16 protein-coding genes and 1 riboswitch are annotated in these 16,486 nt (G+C 70.2%); of the genes, 6 read left to right on the forward strand and 10 right to left on the reverse strand.

What is annotated here, in order from left to right:
* Position 1: 1 nt before the first annotated feature.
* The 7 genes from BUE42_RS12890 to BUE42_RS12920 form a co-directional block, all read right to left on the reverse strand.
* Positions 2-1,084 carry a hypothetical protein gene (locus BUE42_RS12890; RefSeq protein WP_143171468.1) on the reverse strand — a complete coding sequence of 361 codons (1,083 nt, stop codon included), beginning with the start codon at positions 1,082-1,084 and terminating at the stop codon, positions 2-4.
* Positions 1,084-2,316, reverse strand: a complete 1,233-nt coding sequence (locus BUE42_RS12895; protein WP_143171469.1) for a hypothetical protein — start codon at positions 2,314-2,316, stop codon at positions 1,084-1,086. The genes BUE42_RS12890 and BUE42_RS12895 overlap by 1 nt, the downstream gene beginning before the upstream one ends.
* Positions 2,313-2,981: a PulJ/GspJ family protein gene (locus BUE42_RS12900; RefSeq protein WP_143171470.1), complete on the reverse strand. Its 669-nt coding sequence runs from the start codon at positions 2,979-2,981 to the stop codon at positions 2,313-2,315. Before BUE42_RS12900 ends, BUE42_RS12895 begins: the two co-directional genes overlap by 4 nt.
* 9 nt (positions 2,982-2,990) lie before the next feature.
* Positions 2,991-3,536, reverse strand: coding sequence for a GspH/FimT family pseudopilin (locus tag BUE42_RS12905; RefSeq protein WP_073465506.1), 546 nt, complete (start codon positions 3,534-3,536; stop codon positions 2,991-2,993).
* A gap of 158 nt (positions 3,537-3,694) precedes the next feature.
* Entirely contained in the window at positions 3,695-4,138 is a 444-nt protein-coding gene (nrdR, locus tag BUE42_RS12910; RefSeq protein ID WP_047590070.1) for a transcriptional regulator NrdR, read from the reverse strand.
* A gap of 35 nt (positions 4,139-4,173) precedes the next feature.
* Positions 4,174-5,424: a serine hydroxymethyltransferase gene (gene glyA / locus BUE42_RS12915; protein ID WP_073465507.1), complete on the reverse strand. Its 1,251-nt coding sequence runs from the start codon at positions 5,422-5,424 to the stop codon at positions 4,174-4,176.
* A gap of 64 nt (positions 5,425-5,488) precedes the next feature.
* A riboswitch (ZMP/ZTP riboswitch) is annotated at positions 5,489-5,640 on the reverse strand.
* A 24-nt stretch (positions 5,641-5,664) separates the two neighbouring features.
* Positions 5,665-6,579 carry a lytic transglycosylase domain-containing protein gene (locus BUE42_RS12920; protein ID WP_083614100.1) on the reverse strand — a complete coding sequence of 305 codons (915 nt, stop codon included), beginning with the start codon at positions 6,577-6,579 and terminating at the stop codon, positions 5,665-5,667.
* Positions 6,580-6,844: 265 nt separating this feature from the next.
* Between BUE42_RS12920 and BUE42_RS12925 the strand changes: the two genes are divergently transcribed.
* Positions 6,845-8,401: a UbiD family decarboxylase gene (locus tag BUE42_RS12925; protein WP_073465508.1), complete on the forward strand. Its 1,557-nt coding sequence runs from the start codon at positions 6,845-6,847 to the stop codon at positions 8,399-8,401.
* Positions 8,402-8,630: 229 nt separating this feature from the next.
* Here BUE42_RS12925 and BUE42_RS12930 read toward each other — a convergent pair whose 3' ends face one another.
* On the reverse strand, positions 8,631-9,440 hold the full coding sequence (locus BUE42_RS12930; RefSeq protein ID WP_073465509.1) for a YdcF family protein: 810 nt from the start codon (positions 9,438-9,440) through the stop codon (positions 8,631-8,633).
* Positions 9,441-9,655: 215 nt separating this feature from the next.
* Here BUE42_RS12930 and msrA point away from each other — a divergent pair, with 215 nt between their 5' ends.
* Together msrA and BUE42_RS12940 are read left to right on the forward strand one after the other, a co-directional pair.
* The gene (gene msrA / locus BUE42_RS12935) at positions 9,656-10,204 is read left to right on the forward strand and encodes a peptide-methionine (S)-S-oxide reductase MsrA (protein ID WP_073465510.1); all 549 of its coding nucleotides are present in this window, start codon (positions 9,656-9,658) and stop codon (positions 10,202-10,204) included.
* 37 nt (positions 10,205-10,241) lie between these two features.
* Complete coding sequence (locus BUE42_RS12940) at positions 10,242-13,256, forward strand: PAS domain-containing protein (protein WP_073465511.1); 3,015 nt, start codon at positions 10,242-10,244, stop codon at positions 13,254-13,256.
* On the opposite strand, the gene pdxH is transcribed toward BUE42_RS12940, so the two are convergent.
* Positions 13,257-13,892, reverse strand: a complete 636-nt coding sequence (pdxH, locus tag BUE42_RS12945; protein WP_073465512.1) for a pyridoxamine 5'-phosphate oxidase — start codon at positions 13,890-13,892, stop codon at positions 13,257-13,259. It abuts the gene before it with no gap.
* 146 nt (positions 13,893-14,038) lie between these two features.
* Between pdxH and BUE42_RS12950 the strand changes: the two genes are divergently transcribed.
* Complete coding sequence (locus tag BUE42_RS12950; RefSeq protein WP_235002307.1) at positions 14,039-14,701, forward strand: nucleotidyltransferase family protein; 663 nt, start codon at positions 14,039-14,041, stop codon at positions 14,699-14,701.
* On the opposite strand, the gene BUE42_RS12955 is transcribed toward BUE42_RS12950, so the two are convergent.
* Positions 14,698-15,309 carry a gamma-glutamylcyclotransferase gene (locus BUE42_RS12955; RefSeq protein WP_073465514.1) on the reverse strand — a complete coding sequence of 204 codons (612 nt, stop codon included), beginning with the start codon at positions 15,307-15,309 and terminating at the stop codon, positions 14,698-14,700. The two genes, BUE42_RS12950 and BUE42_RS12955, sit on opposite strands and share 4 nt — an antisense overlap.
* Before the next feature lie 44 nt (positions 15,310-15,353).
* Between BUE42_RS12955 and BUE42_RS12960 the strand changes: the two genes are divergently transcribed.
* The gene (locus tag BUE42_RS12960) at positions 15,354-15,818 is read left to right on the forward strand and encodes an OmpA family protein (RefSeq protein WP_073465515.1); all 465 of its coding nucleotides are present in this window, start codon (positions 15,354-15,356) and stop codon (positions 15,816-15,818) included.
* Positions 15,819-15,947: 129 nt separating this feature from the next.
* Positions 15,948-16,484 (forward strand): pyridoxamine 5'-phosphate oxidase family protein, encoded by a 537-nt coding sequence (locus BUE42_RS12965; protein ID WP_073465516.1) that lies wholly within the window; start codon positions 15,948-15,950, stop codon positions 16,482-16,484.
* Positions 16,485-16,486 lie beyond the last annotated feature (2 nt).

The following is a 16,486-nucleotide window of genomic DNA, read 5'->3' on the forward strand; positions in this document are numbered from 1 at the left end:
ATCAGGGCTGGTGCTGCACGGTGTTCTGCAGGGCGTCATTGTGCGTCCCCGTGGCGCTGCGGGCCGGGCAGGGCTGGTCGCCGCGGATCAGCAGGTAGTTCTGCTGGGCCAGCGTGCCCTGCACCGCGGTGTAGTGCGCCGGATGCTCGTCGTTGCGGTCGATCGCGCCGCTGCCGTCGAGGTCGGCGCTGTAGCGGCACACGCGCTGGCTGCCGGCCTGCGTGCCGATGCGCCAGCCGAGCGGCTGGATCTCGACCCGGCCGGACCACCCTGCCGCCGGTGGATCGGGCACGACACAGCCGTAGCGCACGAAGCGCGCATCGGCCGCGACGACGGACTGCGTCGCGCAGCCGATGCGGCGTGGCGGCGTGCCGTCGAGCGCGAGCACGAGGTCCAGCGGCAGCAAGGCATCACCCGCGGTCGACGGATCGGGCGGCGCGCTCGCCGAGAAGCGCAGGTGGCCGCTCAGCACGCTGCCGTCGGCGGCGTCGCAAGCGCCCGCCGTGCCGGTGCAGCGCGAGACGATCGTGCCGTCGGCGTCGTTGAGCACCCATGCCGGCGAGCCCGGCGCGCCGGGTTGCCAGAGGCTTTGCCCCGGGGCGATCGCGACCGATTCGAACGGAATGCCGGTCGCGCGGGCCAGCGGCCTGGCGATCGCGATGTCTTGCGGGGCGAGGCTCAGCACGGCGTCGTAGACCGGCGAGGCGCCCGGCTCGCGCGTGCCGAGCTGCAGGCGATGCGGCTCGCCGGCAGGGCCGCGCCAGTTCACCGCGACGCTGACATCGCGCACGGCCACCGCGTTGCCCGCTTCGCCGGCCTCGTCGTGCGTGAGCTTGAACGGTGGCGGGGCCGTGCTGTCCGATGACGAGGCGGCCGGGCTGCGCAGGCGATCGAACGCCAGCCGCGCCAGCTGCAGCGCATCGAGCCGCTGCCGTGCCGCGGTGCGGGCCTGCTGCAGCGCCTGCTGCTGGTTCAGCATCGCGGCCGACAACAGCGACACGATCAGCAGCGCGACCAGCGCTTCGAGCAGGGCCGCCCCGGCGGGCGCCCGGGCGGTGGGCCGCGACCTGCGGGCACGGCGCATCAGAAGTCCCGCCAGCTGCCGGGCACGCGGGCGTAGGTGCCGCAGCACGCCTGCAGGTGCTCGACGACGCCGCTGTCGTGGTCGATGCGGGTCGGGCCGCTGAGCAGCAGGTCGCTTTCGGCCAGCAGCACGCCGTGGATGTCGGCACCGCCGTCGTCGCGCCACCCGGCCGCGCGCAGGTACAGCACCCCGTGGATGCGCACGACCCCACGCAGGTGCACCGGGCCGTCGACGACCAGCAGCACTGGTCGCTCGGGCGAGCCGAGTTCGGTGGGCCCGTCCAGGTGCAGGCCGCCGTCGAGCCAGACCAGCGAGGGGGCGCCCGGGGCCGCGAGCGATTGCGCGAGTGCCTGGTCGCAAGGCGATGCACAGGCGAGCTGCCGGGCGGCGGGTTGCGCCCGCCATGCCGCCACGTTCATCCGGAAGGCACTCGCGAAGAACTGCGCCGCGTCGAGCGAGGCGAGTGCCGCGTCGCCGGCGACGATGGTCGACAGCGGCGGCGCGCCGGGCGGGCCGACCAGCCTGGCATCGCCCGGGTCGACATGGGCGCCGGTGTGCAGCGTGAGCCCGCCGCTCGCGATGCCACGGTGGATCACGATCGGCCCGTCGCGCAGCTGCAGCGTACCGCGCACCGTGATCGCCGCTGCGGGCCGGACGTCGATCGCGGGAATGCGGGCAACTTCTGTCCAGGCCCGTGTGACACGCAGGCCCGTGGGCGCATCCGCCCCCGGCGGTACTGTGCAGGCGGTGAGGGTGGTGAGGGTGGTGAGGGTGGTGAGGGTGGTGAGGGCGCCACTGCAACCGATCGACTCGATCGTGGCGACGCCCGACGCCGCTGTGCTCAGCTGCAGCGCGAAGGCCGCATAGGCCGTGTCGGCTGCGGTGCCGGGCTCGACGCTTGCGCCCGGTGGCGGGCATCGGCACGACCAGGTGCCATCGCCGAGCGCGCAGGACGGCATCGCTGACGTGCCCTGGTAGCGCTCGCGGAAGGTCGAGCCGTTGGCCACCGGTCGGCAGGCGTTGTCGACGGGGTGGTCGTCGTTGAGCCGGGCCAGCCCCCAGGCGAGGCCCGATTGCGCCGCTTCGGTGGCCTGCGCCGCGCGCACGCGGTTGCCGGACGCCTGCAGCTCGAGCCAGGCCACGCGCGATGCGTAGGCCGCCGTCAGCGCGAGGGCGACGCCGACCACCAGCACGACGGCCAGCGCCGTGATGCCACGTTGGAGGTGTCTCATGCCGGGCACCCGCCCACCACGGCGTCATTGCGCACGCGCGCATCGATCTCGGCCTCGCGCGGCGCGCCGCTGTCGGCGGCGTTGCCGGTGATCGCCTGGGCCTGCAGCCGGATGCGCACGCGGCGCTGCAGTTGGTACGGGCAAGCACTGGCACCGGACGCGGCATCGCAGCGCCGGCTGCAGAACTCCTGCAGGTCGACGCGTCGGCTGTCGGGCACGAATTCCAGCCGCGTGACCCGCATCGACGAGGCATCGCTGAGGGCCTGCCAGTTGCCGTCGCCAAAGGCCATCTCGATGACGCCGCGGCGCAGCCGGTAGCCGAAGCGGCTGGCGGTGGCCTCCGGCCCGGCCGTCGCGGCGTAGTCGAAGCTCACGCTGTTGCCGTCCGGGGGCAGCGCGATGACCGGGTCGGGCGAGCTGGCTGCCGCTGCGGCGGCCGGCATGCCGTGGCCGGCGCGGGCGAGATCGCGCGCGATCAGCTCGGCGATCGTCTGCAGGTCATGCGTCAGGCGCAGGTCGACCAGTTGCCGGCGGGTGTCGTGCAGCTGGACACCCAGCAGCCCGAGCGCGAGCACGACGACCGCGAGGCCGATCACCATGCCCACCATCAGTTCGACGAGCGTGAAGCCGCGGCCGCGCTGCGGCACGCCGTGATTCGGGGTCATGGTCGGTCCTCAGCAGGAGCGGTAGCCGGGCACCGCGCCCAGCGGCGAGCAACTGCGCACGCGTCCCAGCAGGTTCACCACATGCTGGATCGCGAGGCCCGAGCCATTCGCCAGCCGCAGCGTGGCGGCCGGCGTGCTGGTGCCGTGTTGCGCGTCGAAGCTCATCGTCGGGACATTGGCCTGCAGGCTCAGCCGGTCTTCCACCGGCAGCGCGACGTTGCGGATCGCGTGGCCATCTGCTTCGCAGGCGGCCTGGCCTTGCGGCGTGCAGCGGCACGCATCGATCGCTCCGACATAGACGACGTAACAGTTCGACGGTGTTGTCACGCCGCGAAAACCGATGCGCACGTTCTGGTTGCGGCCGATGGCTTCGCTGCGCGCGAGCCGCAGGTCGGCCGCGAGTTCGTTCGCCACCCCTTCGAGCCGCCGCGCCTCGGTCCAGCGCTGCAGGCTGGGCACTGCGATCAGCGCGAGCACGGCGCACAGCGCCACGCACACCATCAACTCGACGAGCGTGAAACCGCCGGTCGATCCCGGCCTGGCTTGCTGGAACATGGATGATCCCCCTGATGAATGGACGCGGACTTTAGGAAGTGCCGCGCCATCGGCCACTCCCCCGATGGGGGGAGAAGGGGCTGAAACCACCCTCGGACGTACCGGTACGTGAGGGGGTTTCGGGGGGATTTGCGAGGTTCGGGGTGTTGTGTACCGGTTCAGATATCCCGGATCAGCTGCCTGAATTCGTCGACATCTTCAAAGCTGCGGTAGACCGATGCGAAGCGCACGTAGGCGACCTTGTCGATGCGCTTGAGCTCGCGCATCACCAGTTCGCCGAGGCGCGTCGACGGCACTTCCTTGGCGCCGCTGTTGAGCAGCTTGTCCTGGATGCGCTCCATCGCCGCGTCGATCTGCTCGACGCTGACCGGCCGCTTGCGCAGCGCCAGCGTCATCGACGCGCGGATCTTCGAGGCGTCGAAATCGGCGCGCGTGCCGTCCTTCTTGACGACGGACGGCAGCGCGATCTCGGCACGCTCGTAGGTGGTGAAGCGCTTGTCGCAGCTCTGGCAGCGGCGGCGCCTGCGCACCACGTCGCCCTCATCGGACTCGCGCGTCTCGACGACCTGGGTTTCCTCGTGACTGCAGAAGGGGCAGCGCACGACTCAGCAGCCGGGGTTCATCAGCCGATCCATCATCAGCGATACACCGGGAAGTCGCGCGTCAGCGCGGCCACCTTGGCCTTCACCGCCTCGATCACCGATTCGTCGTTCGGCTTGTCCAGCACGTCGGCGATCAGGTGGGCGGTGGCCCGGGCCTGTTCCTCCTTGAAGCCGCGCGTCGTGAAGGCCGGGCTGCCCAGGCGGATGCCGCTGGTCACCATCGGCTTCTGCGGGTCGTTCGGGATGCCGTTCTTGTTGCAGGTCATGTGGGCGCGACCCAGCAGCGCCTCGGCTTCCTTGCCGGTCAGGTTCTTCGGGCGCAGGTCGACCAGCATCACGTGGCTCTCGGTGCGGCCGCTGACGATGCGCAGGCCGCGCTCGATCAGTGTTTCGGCCAGCACGACCGCGTTCTTCGCGACCTGCTGCTGGTAGACCTTGAACTCGGGCGCCAGCGCTTCCTTGAAGGCCACTGCCTTGGCGGCGATCACGTGCATCAGCGGGCCGCCCTGGATGCCGGGGAAGATCGCGCTGTTGATCTTCTTCGCGATGGCTTCGTCGTTCATCACGATGATGCCGCCGCGCGGGCCGCGCAGGCTCTTGTGGGTGGTCGAGGTCACGACGTCGGCGTGCGGCACCGGGTTCGGGTAGACGCCCGCGGCGATCAGGCCGGCGTAGTGCGCCATGTCGACCATGAAGATCGCGCCGACGGCCTTGGCCACCTTCGCGAAGCGCTCGAAGTCGATGCGCAGGCTGTAGGCCGACGCGCCGGCGATGATCAGCTTCGGCTTGTGCTCGTGCGCGAGGCGCTCCATCGCGTCGTAGTCGATCTCTTCCTTGGCGTTCAGGCCGTAGCTGACGACCTTGAACCACTTGCCGCTCATGTTCAGCGACATGCCGTGCGTCAGGTGGCCGCCTTCGGCGAGGCTCATGCCCATGATGGTGTCGCCGGGCTGCAGCAGGCCGAAGAACACCGCCTGGTTGGCTTGCGAGCCGGAGTTGGCTTGCACGTTGGCGTGCTGGGCGCCGAACAGCTGCTTCACGCGGTCGATCGCGAGCTGCTCGACGATGTCGACGTATTCGCAGCCACCGTAGTAGCGCTTGCCGGGATAGCCCTCGGCGTACTTGTTGGTCAGCTGGCTGCCCTGCGCGGCCATCACGGCCGGCGAGGCGTAGTTCTCCGAGGCGATCAGCTCGATGTGATCTTCCTGGCGCTGGTTCTCGCTCTGGATCGCGGCGAAGAGTTCGGGGTCCACCTGGGCAACGGTGGAGTGGGTGCGGTCGAACATGGCTGGCAGTCCTCTTCAACAGAAGACCCCGGGGCGGATCACGCGAGGCGGACTCACGTGGCCACAGGGCTGCCCAGGCGAACGGCTGAACCGGTGCCGGAAACCCGGAACCGGCTGCGCTTCCCGGTGGTTCACCACCTCAGGCCCGCGGGCTTCACGTCGACCTTCATGTCGACCGTGACGCCCGGTGCCCCATCGCCAGTTGCGCAGCCCGCGGAGTGTACCGCGGCCCTTGAAGCCTCAGCGCAGCGAGGCCACCTGCCGAGCAGCCTGGGGGGCCATCGACACCGGCGTCGGCTCGATGACAGCCGGCTCGGCCTGCAGCGGCGTGCCCGGCAGCGCGACCGGTGTCGGCACCACCAGCGGCGCGAACACCGGCACCGACTTGCCATCGGCCACCATGCGCAGGTGCTCGCGCTCGGCCAGCACCTTGCCGGCATAGCCGCCGTCGTCGTTCAGGTTGGCGGCGCCCACGTAGAAGCGCAGCCCGGCCTCGACACCGCCGGCACGCGCGATGCATTCCTTCAGCACCTGGGCGCCGACCCGCAGGTTCGTCACCGGGTCGAAGGCCGCATGGTTGCCGCCGAAGGCTTCGTACTTGTCGTCGTGCACGCGGGTCATCACCTGCATCAGGCCTTGCGCGCCGACCGAACTCTGGGCGAACGGGTTGAAGCTGGATTCGATCGCCATGATCGCGAGGATCAGCGTCGGGTCGAGCCCCGACTTGGCGCCGACCGACCAGGCCTCCTTGACGAGCCGGCTGACCGGCTCGGGGGCCACGCGGTAGCGGCGCGAGATCCACAGCGCGACGGCCGCCTGCTGCTTGGTCAGGTCGCGCGGGTCGGCCGCGGTGGCGCGGCTGACGGCATCGGGCTCGACCAGGTCGTTCAGCGCCAGTGCGGTGCCTTCGACCCGGGCGTCGTGACGCGCCCGCAGCCAATCGAGCGCGCGGCCCTCGGCGGCATGGCGCAGGTCGGCGCGGCCGCCCACGAACAGCACGATCGCGACGATCACCAGCCCCAGCAGGGCCAGGCCGTTGTGGCTCACCTCCAGCAGACCGTGGCCCACGTCACGCAGAAAGACCGCGCTCGATCGAGCGGCGGTGTCGCGGGCGTCCTGAAATCCCGCGATCCATTGTTGAAGCGCTGTCGTCATGTCACTCCTTTTCAGTCCGTCTTGCGCCTCGACCGCCGCGGCACGGGGCTCGGCGGTGCGAGAGGTGACGGTGATAATCGACCGCAGATCGACTCCGGGAGACTCCGGAACCGCTCCGCGGCTTGCTCGTCGGCAGCGTGATCCCCGCAGCCACCTCCTGTGGTATGCGGGTTTACCCTGGTCAGTTCTCAGGGTGTCGCGAATTCTAGGAACTTGATTCATAACCAGTCAAGGATAAGGATGCCACTCTTCATAACTAAAAGACATGAAATACCGTGACCTGAGGGACTTCATGGCGGGCCTGGAACGCGCCGGTGAGCTCAAACGCATCGCCGAACCAGTCTCCGCGCGGCTCGAAATGACAGCGATCAGCGACTCCGTGCTGCGCGCCGGCGGTCCGGCACTGTGGTTCGAACGCCCCGCTGGTTACAAAATTTCGGCCTTGACGAACCTGTTCGGAACGCCTCGTCGGGTGGCCCAGGGCATGGGCGCCACCGAGGTGAGCGAGCTGCGCGACGTGGGTCGGGTGCTGGCCAGCCTGAAGGAGCCGGAGCCGCCGAAGGGGCTGAAAGACACCGGCCGTTTGTTACAAATGGTCAAGGCGCTGTGGGACATGAAGCCGTCCGCGGTGCGCTCGGCGCCGTGCCAGCAGGAGATCCTGCAAGGCAGCGAGGTCGATCTCGGCGAGCTGCCGGTGCAGACTTGCTGGCCCCTGGATGCGGGGCCCCTGATCACGTGGGGGCTGGTGATCACGCGCGGCCCGCAGGCTTCGCCGACGGCCCGCCGCCGCCAGAACCTGGGCATCTACCGCCAGCAGGTGATCGGCCGCAACGAGGTCATCATGCGCTGGCTGGCCCACCGCGGCGGGGCGCTCGACTTCCGCGACTTCGCGCTCGCCAACCCGGGCAAGCCGTTCCCGATCGCGGTGGCGCTCGGCGCCGATCCGGCGACCATCCTCGGCGCCGTCACGCCGGTGCCCGACAGCCTGTCCGAGTACCAGTTCGCCGGCCTGTTGCGCGGCAGCCGCACCGAGGTGGTCGACACCGCGGTCGGCGAGCCCGGCTGGATGCTGCAGGCCCCGGCCAGCGCCGAGATCGTGCTCGAAGGCCACATCCCGGTGGTGCCCGCCGGGTTCAGCGGCACCAGCGAGCACGGCGTGGCGCTGAAGGAGGTCGGCGGCTACCTGCATGCACTCGAAGGGCCGTTCGGCGACCACACCGGCTATTACAACGAGCAGGACTGGTTCCCGGTGTTCCGCATCGACCGGCTGACGCGCCGGCGCGATCCGATCTACCACTCCACCTACACCGGCAAGCCGCCCGACGAGCCGGCGGTGCTGGGCGTCGCGCTGAACGAGGTGTTCGTGCCGATCCTGCAGAAGCAGTTTCCGGAGATCGTCGACTTCTACCTGCCGCCCGAGGGCTGCAGCTACCGGATGGCGATCGTCAGCATCCGCAAGAGCTACCCCGGCCATGCGAAGCGGCTGATGTTCGGCATCTGGAGCTTCCTGCGCCAGTTCATGTACACGAAGTTCATCGTCGTGACCGACGACGACGTCGACATCCGCAGCTGGCAGGAGGTGATCTGGGCGATCACGACGCGCATGGACCCGGTGCGCGACACGACGCTGGTCGAGAACACGCCGATCGACTACCTCGATTTCGCGTCGCCGGTCAGCGGGCTGGGCGGCAAGATGGGGCTGGATGCCACCAACAAGTGGCCGGGCGAGACCGCGCGCGAATGGGGGCGCAGCATCCGCATGGATGCCGAGGTCGAGCAGAAGGTGGCGCAGATCGTCGCCGGCGTGATGGCGGCGCGCTGAAGCGCGGTGCTGTCGGTTACCAATTCGACGCAGATTCCTCGAATGCGTCCTTGAATCGCCGCCGAGCGTCGTCTAAGTTTGGTGGGCCTGCATGCAGGCAACCTCACCGGCGCAGTCCCTGCGCACCAGGAGCCCTGGACCCACTTCCTCCGGAGCCCCGAGTTGGCAACGTCAGTTGCCCGCCCCTCCCACCGCAAGGTCGGGAGGGGTTTCGACTTTTGGGGGACCGTCAGGCCCGCACCAAGCTGCCCAGCAGCTCGTGCAGCGCGTTGCGCACGTTCGTGAAGCCACGCGCCGTCGGCACCCATTCGAGCGACTTGGTGTCGACCCGCACCGCCAGGCCCATCGGTGCCGGCTGGATCTTGATGCTGCCGCGCGCCGCGTCTTCGAACACCGCCACCGAGCGCGGCATGTGCCAGCCGTGCGTCACCAGCACGATCTGGGTGATGCCGGCCGGCTTCAGCAAGGCGACGCTGCGGGCGGCGTTCTCGCGGGTGTCCTTCGACTGGTCCTCGACCCATTTCAGCGGATGGCCGAAATCCTGGGCCGCGATGCGCGCCGCCGTCTGCGCTTCCGGCTGGCCGTCGGGCTGCGACCAGCCGAGACCGCCGCTGAAGGCGACCGGCAGGCCGGTCTCGCGGCTGAGCCACAGGCCGTAGCGCAGGCGCTCCAGCGAGAACGAATTGAGGTTGGCCACGCCGTATTCGGGCGCCAGCGCCTCCTGCCCGCCACCGAGCACGACGATCGCGATCGGCTGCTTCGCCTGCGCCGCGGCCTTCAGTTCGGCAACCTGCTCGCGGGTCAGCGCCGGCGGCACCTTCAGCGCGACCTGGTTCAGGAACTGCGCGGTGCCGCTGCAGGCGCTGAACCACAGCCCGAGCGTGGACAGCAGGATCACCAGCCAGCCGAGGCCGCGGCGCGGCAGGATCAGCCGGGCGCCGATCAGCACCAGCAGCAGCAGCGGCACCGGTGGCAGCACGAGCGCGCTCAGGATGGGCTTCCAGGATTCGATGCCGAGCAGGTTCAGCAGGCTGTTCATGCGCTGGTTCCGGAGGGGACGTAGACAAGGGACCGGCGCGGGCGCCAGCGTGGCGGCTGGATTGTGCCGGCGAGTCAGCGCTCACAGGCGTGAATCGTTCACGCTTGGTCCGGTCGGCCCGCCATCGTTGTCAGGACGCACACCGCTGCCCGACTGAGCCGCCTTGCCTTGCAAACTGCGCGGGCGCAATCATCTGGGCTGTCCAAGGAGATCTCATGAACACGACTTCCATCCAAACCATCACGCTGGGCGGTGGCTGCTTCTGGTGCGTCGAGGCGGTCTACGAGCGGGTGCTGGGCGTCACCGGCGTCGAGTCCGGCTACAGCAACGGCCGGGTGCGCAACCCGAGCTACGAGCAGGTGTGCAGCGGCGACACCGGCGCGGTGGAGGTGGTGCGGGTCAGCTTCGACCCGGCGCAGACCACGCTGCGCGAGGTGCTGGAGATCTTCTTCGTCGTGCACGACCCGACGACGCTGAACCGCCAGGGCAACGACGTCGGCACGCAGTACCGCTCGGGCATCTACTTCGAATCGCCGGAGCACGAGCGCGTGGCCCGCGAGGTGATCGCCGAGATGGTGGCGAGCGGTACGTACAAGAGCCCGATCGTCACCGAGGTGCTGCCGCTGGCCGACTATTCGCGCGCCGAGGACTACCACCAGCACTACTTCGCGCAGCATCCGGGGCAGGGCTACTGCGCGTTCGTCGTCGCGCCGAAGGTCGAGAAGTTCCGCAAGACCTTCGCGTCGAAAGTGCGCCCGGAGTAGGTGGGGGCAGGGTCGGGAGCCCTACACTTGCCCGCGCATGGACACCTTGTGGCTTTCTTCGCCGGCCCCGGCACTGCGGCTCTGGGCCGATGGCCGGTGGAAGGTGAACCCCGCCGCGGCGCGGTGGGCGTCCGACCACGGCATTGCTGACGCAGGCTGGCAGGCGCTGGCCCGCGAACTCGTCGCCACGCTGCGCCACCCGGACCCCAGCAGTCGCGGGCGCATCGCGTTTCCGGGCTCCTCGCTCGAACTCGACTGGACCTCGGTGTGGCTCGACAGCGGCTGGCTCGCGTGGCTGGTGCTGCCGTCCGTCGATGCGGCCCGGCTCGCGCTGATCGAGCAGTTCGGCCGCACCGGCGCCTGGGAGCGCGATCTGCGCACCGGCGAGGGCCGCTGGGACACGCACATGTTCCGGTTGTGCGGCTTCGATCCGGCGGGTGGCGTGCCCAATTTCGACCAGGCGAGCGAGCGCGTCCACCCCGACGACCGCGACCGCTTCCGCCGCGAGCACGAGCGCTTCGGCGAGGCGCCGGGCCGCTACGAGACCTGGTTCCGCCTCGTGCTGCCGGACGGCCAGGTCAAGGAATTCCATTCGCTGTGCGAGGTGCACCCCGGGCCGCAAGGCCGGCCGGTGCGCATGACCGGCATCCTGCTCGACGACACCGAAGGCACGACGCGCCTGCGCGAGATCGAGGCGCTGACCGCCAAGCTGAACCGTGCGGTCACGCTGGCCTCGGTGTCGGTGTGGCGCATCGACCTGGCGACGCAGCGCATCTACTTCAACGACTGGGGCTACCAGGTGATGGGCATCCCGCGCCCGCCCGACGGCCTGACGCTCGAGTACATGCGCTCGACCACCCACCCCGACGACCGCGACGCGGTGCTGCGCGCGGCCGACGAAGCCATCGCGACGCACCGTGTCGTCGACGTCGAGGCGCGCTACCTGAACCAGGACGGCAGCTACCGCCACCTGCTGACGCGCCGCGTCGCCGAGCGCGACGCGCAGGGGCGGGCGATCGCGCTGTCCGGCGTCTCGCTCGACCGCAGCGCGCAGATCGCCGAGCGCGAGCAGGCGCAGGCCTTCGCGCGCCGCATCGACATGGTCACCAACGCCGCGGGCGTCGGCATCTGGACGGTCGACATCGAGGCGCGCCAGGGCGAATGGAACGAGCAGATGTTCCGCATCTACGGGCTGCGCCCGCAGGACGGCGTGCCGAGCGAGGAGCGCTGGGCGCAGGAGCTGGTGCACCCGGACGACCGCGCGGCGATGCAGTCGCACGACGAGATCGCCGAGCGCGGTACGCAGCAGGGGCTGCAGTCGGAGTTCCGCATCCGCCGTGCGAGCGACGGCGAGGTGCGCTGGGTGTCGGCCTGGTCGCGGCGCGAGAGCGTCAACGGCCGGCTGATGGCCTTCGGCGTCAACATCGACATCACCGAACTGCACAGCACCCGCGCGCAGTTGCGGCGGGTGCAGGAGCGCACGATGCTCGCCGCCGAATCGGCGGGCATCGGCACCTGGGAGCGCGACCTGCGCACCCAGGCCTCGCAATGGGATGCGCAGATGTTCCGGCTGCGCGGCCACCGCCCGGACGGACCGCTGGGCGCCAACGACCTGCGCGACGGCTCGCGGCACCCCGACGACGTGGTCGAGCTGCAGCGCAAGATGGACGAGGCGGCGCGCGACGGCAGCGAGCTCGAGCACGAGTTCCGCGTGATCTGGCCCGACGGTTCGGTGCGCTGGCTGGCCACCCGCGGCCATGTGCAGCGCGACGCGCAGGGCCGCCCGGAGCGGCTGCTCGGCGTGAACTGGGACATCACCGAGCGCAAGCGCGCCGAGCAGGCGCTGCAGGACAAGGCGGCGGCCGAGCAGGCCAGCCGCGCGAAGAGCGAGTTCCTGGCGCGCATGAGCCATGAGCTGCGCACGCCGCTCAATGCGGTGCTCGGCTTCGCGCAGCTGCTGTCGGCCGACATCGGCGATCCGCTCAGCCTGGCGCAGGGCGAGCGCGTGGAGCGGATCCGCTCGGCCGGCCAGCACCTGCTGGCACTGATCGACGACGTGCTCGACCTCGCGTCGATCGAGTCGAGCAGCATGCCGCTCGCGCACGAGGCGGTGCCGCTGCAGGCCGCGCTGCAGGACGTGCTGCAGTGGACCCGGCCGCAGGCCGACGAGGCCGGCGTCAGCGTGCAGGCCGCGCCGACAGCGGCCCAGGTGCTCGGCGACCCGCGGCGCGTGCGGCAGGTGCTCGCCAACCTGATGAGCAATGCCATCAAGTACAACAGCGCGGGCGGCCACGTGTGGCTGGCCGTGGAACGCGGCGCGTGGCAGGGCGCGCCGGCCTGGACGATCAAGGTGCGCGACAACGGCCGCGGCATGTCGGCCGCGCAGCGGCGCCACCTGTTCGAGCCCTTCAACCGGCTGGGCGCGGAGCGCGACGCGATCCAGGGCACCGGCATCGGGCTGGCCATCGTGCACCACCTGGTCAAGCTGATGCACGGCGACATTGGCGTCGACAGCGAGCCGGGGCACGGCAGCGAGTTCCGCATCGTGCTGCGGGCGGCCGCCGGTGCCGCGGCGTTGTCGTCACCGCAAGCCTTGCCCGCATCGGCGCCGTCGATCCCGGTCCCGACCGCACCGGCCGCGCCGCTGCGCCTGCTCTACATCGAGGACAACCCGGTCAACGTGCTGCTCGTGCAGGAACTGCTCGCCCACCATGGCCACGTGACGCTGGCGGTTGCGGTGGACGGGATCTCGGGCGTGCGCCTCGCGCAGCGCTCGCGGCCCGACGTGGTGCTGGTCGACATGCAACTGCCCGACATCGATGGGGCCGAGGTGCTGCGCCGGCTGCGGGCCGATCCGGCACTGGCCGGCACGGCGATCGTCGCGCTGTCGGCCAACGCGATGCCGGAAGACGTCTCGCGGGCGCGCGAGGCGGGCTTCGACGATTACTGGACCAAGCCGATCGACTTCAAGGCCTTCCTGGCCGCGCTGGACCGCCTGGCCCAGGCACGCCTGCCCGGCGAGAACATCGGCTTCCTGCCGACGGAGAGCTGATCAGGGCGCGAGGCGCTCGCGCCGCCAGCCGCCATCGGCCTGCCGGTAGCGCAGGCGATCGTGCAGGCGCGACTTGCGACCCTGCCAGAACTCCCAGCTGTCCGGCACGAGGCGAAAACCGCCCCAGTGCGGCGGGCGCGGCGGGTTCAGCGCGAAGCGCGCCGCGGCCTTGGCGGCGTTGGCCACCAGCACGGCGCGCGAACCGATCACCTCGCTCTGCGGCGAGGCCCAGGCGCCGAGCCGCGAATCGAGCGGCCGCGACTGGAAGTAGGCATCCGACTCGGCCTCGCTGGTGCGCTCGACCCGGCCCTCGACGCGCACCACGCGCTCGAGTTCGACCCAATGGAACTGCAGCGCGGCCCACGGGTGCCCGGCCAGCTCGCGGCCCTTGCGGCTGTCGTAGTTGGTGTACCAGACCAGGCCGCGCGCATCGAAGCCCTTGATCAGCACGACGCGCGTCGACGGGCGCTGGTCGGGGCCCACCGTCGCGAGGGTCATCGCGTTCGGCTCGGGCAACTGGGCGTCGAGGGCCTGCTGGAACCACAGCCCGAACTGTTCGAGCGGGTCGCTGCGCGAGGCGGTCTCGTCGAGTTCGGCGCGTTCGTAACTTTTACGGAGGTCGGCGATGTCGGGCATGCTGGCAGTATGTCGCAGAGAAAAAATACCGCAGGGAACAAAACACCCTGCGGGGAATGCCTTAAGTGAACGCCCCACTAGGCGGCGAAAGCAAACGATTCCATTCTTGCAGCCAAGGGCTTGCGTGCGGTGATGCGCCGGCTGCCATGACCAACAAGAACGTAGGGGGTGGCCTGATGAAGGCGCGGCCGGCGATCATCGTGCTCGCCGCGGGACGGGGTTCCCGTTTCGGCGGTACGCAGCACAAGCTCACGCAGAGCCTCGGAGCGTCCAGCGTTCTCGGGACGACGCTTCGGCACGCGCTCGCGACGCACCTGCCGGTGATCGTCGTCGCCACCGAGGTGCTGGCCGAAGAGGCCGCGTTCCACGTCGCGACGCGCGATATCGTGATGCTGCCGACGGTCGGATCGGGCTCGCCGGTCAACGCGCAGCGCCTCGGCATGGGCTTCTCGATCGCCTCGGGCGTGGCGGCCTGCTCCGATGCGTCGGGCTGGCTGGTGCTGCCGGGCGACATGCCGATGGTGATGCCGTCGACGCTGGTGGCGGTGGCGCAGCAGCTCGAGCACCATCCGGTGAGCTATGCGCAGTACAAGGGCCGGCGCGGCCATCCGGTGGGCTTCGCGGCCGAGCTCTACACCGAGCTGGTGATGCTGACCGGCGACGAAGGCGCACGCCGGCTGGTGGCGCGCTACCCGGCGCAGGCGGTCGATGTGGATGATTCCGGCGTGCTGATGGATGTCGACAGCGAGGGTGATCTCGATCGCGTCAGGGCGGCGTACAGCCCAGCGCTGTTCGGCGACTCGCGCTAGAGCGCGTGACGCTCGACCAGCGCCACCAGCCGCTCGATGCCGCGATCGCGGATGCCGCACTGGCGCAGCGAGCGCGCCGTCTCCATCAGGTAGTCGAGCGTCGTGCCATAGCGCCCGCAGGCGCTGCGCAGCACGCCGAGCAGGTGCTCGTCGCTCAGCGTGCCGGTGTAGTTCGGGCTGCTGCGGCTCAGCGTGAAGCCGAGCGCGCTCACCGCGCCCTGCGGCGTGCGGCACGGCAGCCAGCGCGCATCGTAGACGCCGGTCGGCATCTCGCGCGCCCACAGCTTCGGCAATTCGTCGTCGACCCGTTCGCGCTCGATGCGGTAGACCATGCCGCGGCACGAGCCGCCGGCGACCAGCGCGAACACCAGGCCCGGGCACTCGGGCGTGCCGCGGTTGATGCGCGAACGCATCTCGAGCGCGCGGTGCCAGCCGTGCACCTGGGCCGGCCGCTGCTCGGCGGCCTCGAACTCGGGGCGCCAGATCAGCGACGCGTAGCCGAAGATCCACAGGTCGCCGCGGCCGCCCCAACTCGCATGCACCTCGGCCAGCAGTTTGGCGGGGTCGCGCACGGGCGCCACGCCGGTTTCGATCACGGAGTCGAGCATGACCGACACTCTAGAATGAATTTTCTTCCGCCGGGAGCGCTGCGATGAGTGACCAAGACGACGACGTGCAGAAGGTCGCACTGGGGGCGGTGGCCTTCGTGGTGGCGCTGGTGCTGGCCGGGGTCATCGGCCTGGCGGCGTCGCGCGTGCTGCATGCGCCGAAGGCGAGCGGCACGGCCGTTGCAGCCACCGCCGACACGTCCGCGGCCGAGCGCATCTACTTCGAGGTCGGCCAGGACAGCCTGCCCGCCGATGCCACCGACGTGCTGAACCGCGTGGCCGAAGCGGCCCGCTCGAACGGCGGCACCGTGCTGATCTCCGGCTTTCACGATGCGAGCGGCGATGCGGCCGCGAACGCCGAGCTGGCGAAGCGCCGCGCGCAGCGCGTGCAGCATGCGCTCGAAGCAAACGGCGTCGCCGCCGACCACCTGCAGCTCAGCAAGCCGGCGGTGATCACCGGCGACGGCGATCCGAAGGCCGCACGGCGCGTCGAGTTGCGCCTGCAATAGAACCCCCATGGAACCCACCGCGACGCCTGGGTAGGACATCGCGCACATCCCGTGGCGGCCCTCGCCGATAGGGTCTTCCACTGCGGCCGCCTAAGCTCGGACGAATTCCGTTCAAGCAGGGGCCGCACCATGAAGATCCACCCGCAACGCCACGAGAACCTGAAGAAGATCGTCGACCTGGTCGAGGGCATCGACATCGCGATGCTGACCACCCAGGCCCCCGACGGCCGGCTGCTCGGCCGCCCGATGGCCGCGCTCGAGGTCGATGCCGACGGCAGCTTCTGGTTCTTCACCAGCGAGCGCTCGGCCAAGGTGCACCAGCTCGACCGCGTGAACCTGGCCTTCACCGATGAAGGCGACGCGACCTACGTGTCGATCAGCGGCCACGCCGCGATCGTGAACGACCGCAGCCGCATCGACGCGCTCTGGACGGCCGCCGCCAAGCCGTGGTTCCCGCAGGGCAAGGACGACCCCGACCTGGTGCTGCTGCGCGTCGACACCGACATCGCCGAGTACTGGGACGCCAACAGCAGCAGGATGATCCGCCTGCTCGCGATGGCCGCCTCGGCCGTCAGCGGGCGGCCGATCGGCCTCGGCGAGCACGAGATCGTCAACAACCCGTCGCGTCCGCCGGTCTCGCACCAGCGCTCGCTCATCGGCGACTGATC

It is taken from the genome of Rhizobacter sp. OV335, from assembly GCF_900142965.1.
GTDB lineage: Bacteria > Pseudomonadota > Gammaproteobacteria > Burkholderiales > Burkholderiaceae_C > Rhizobacter.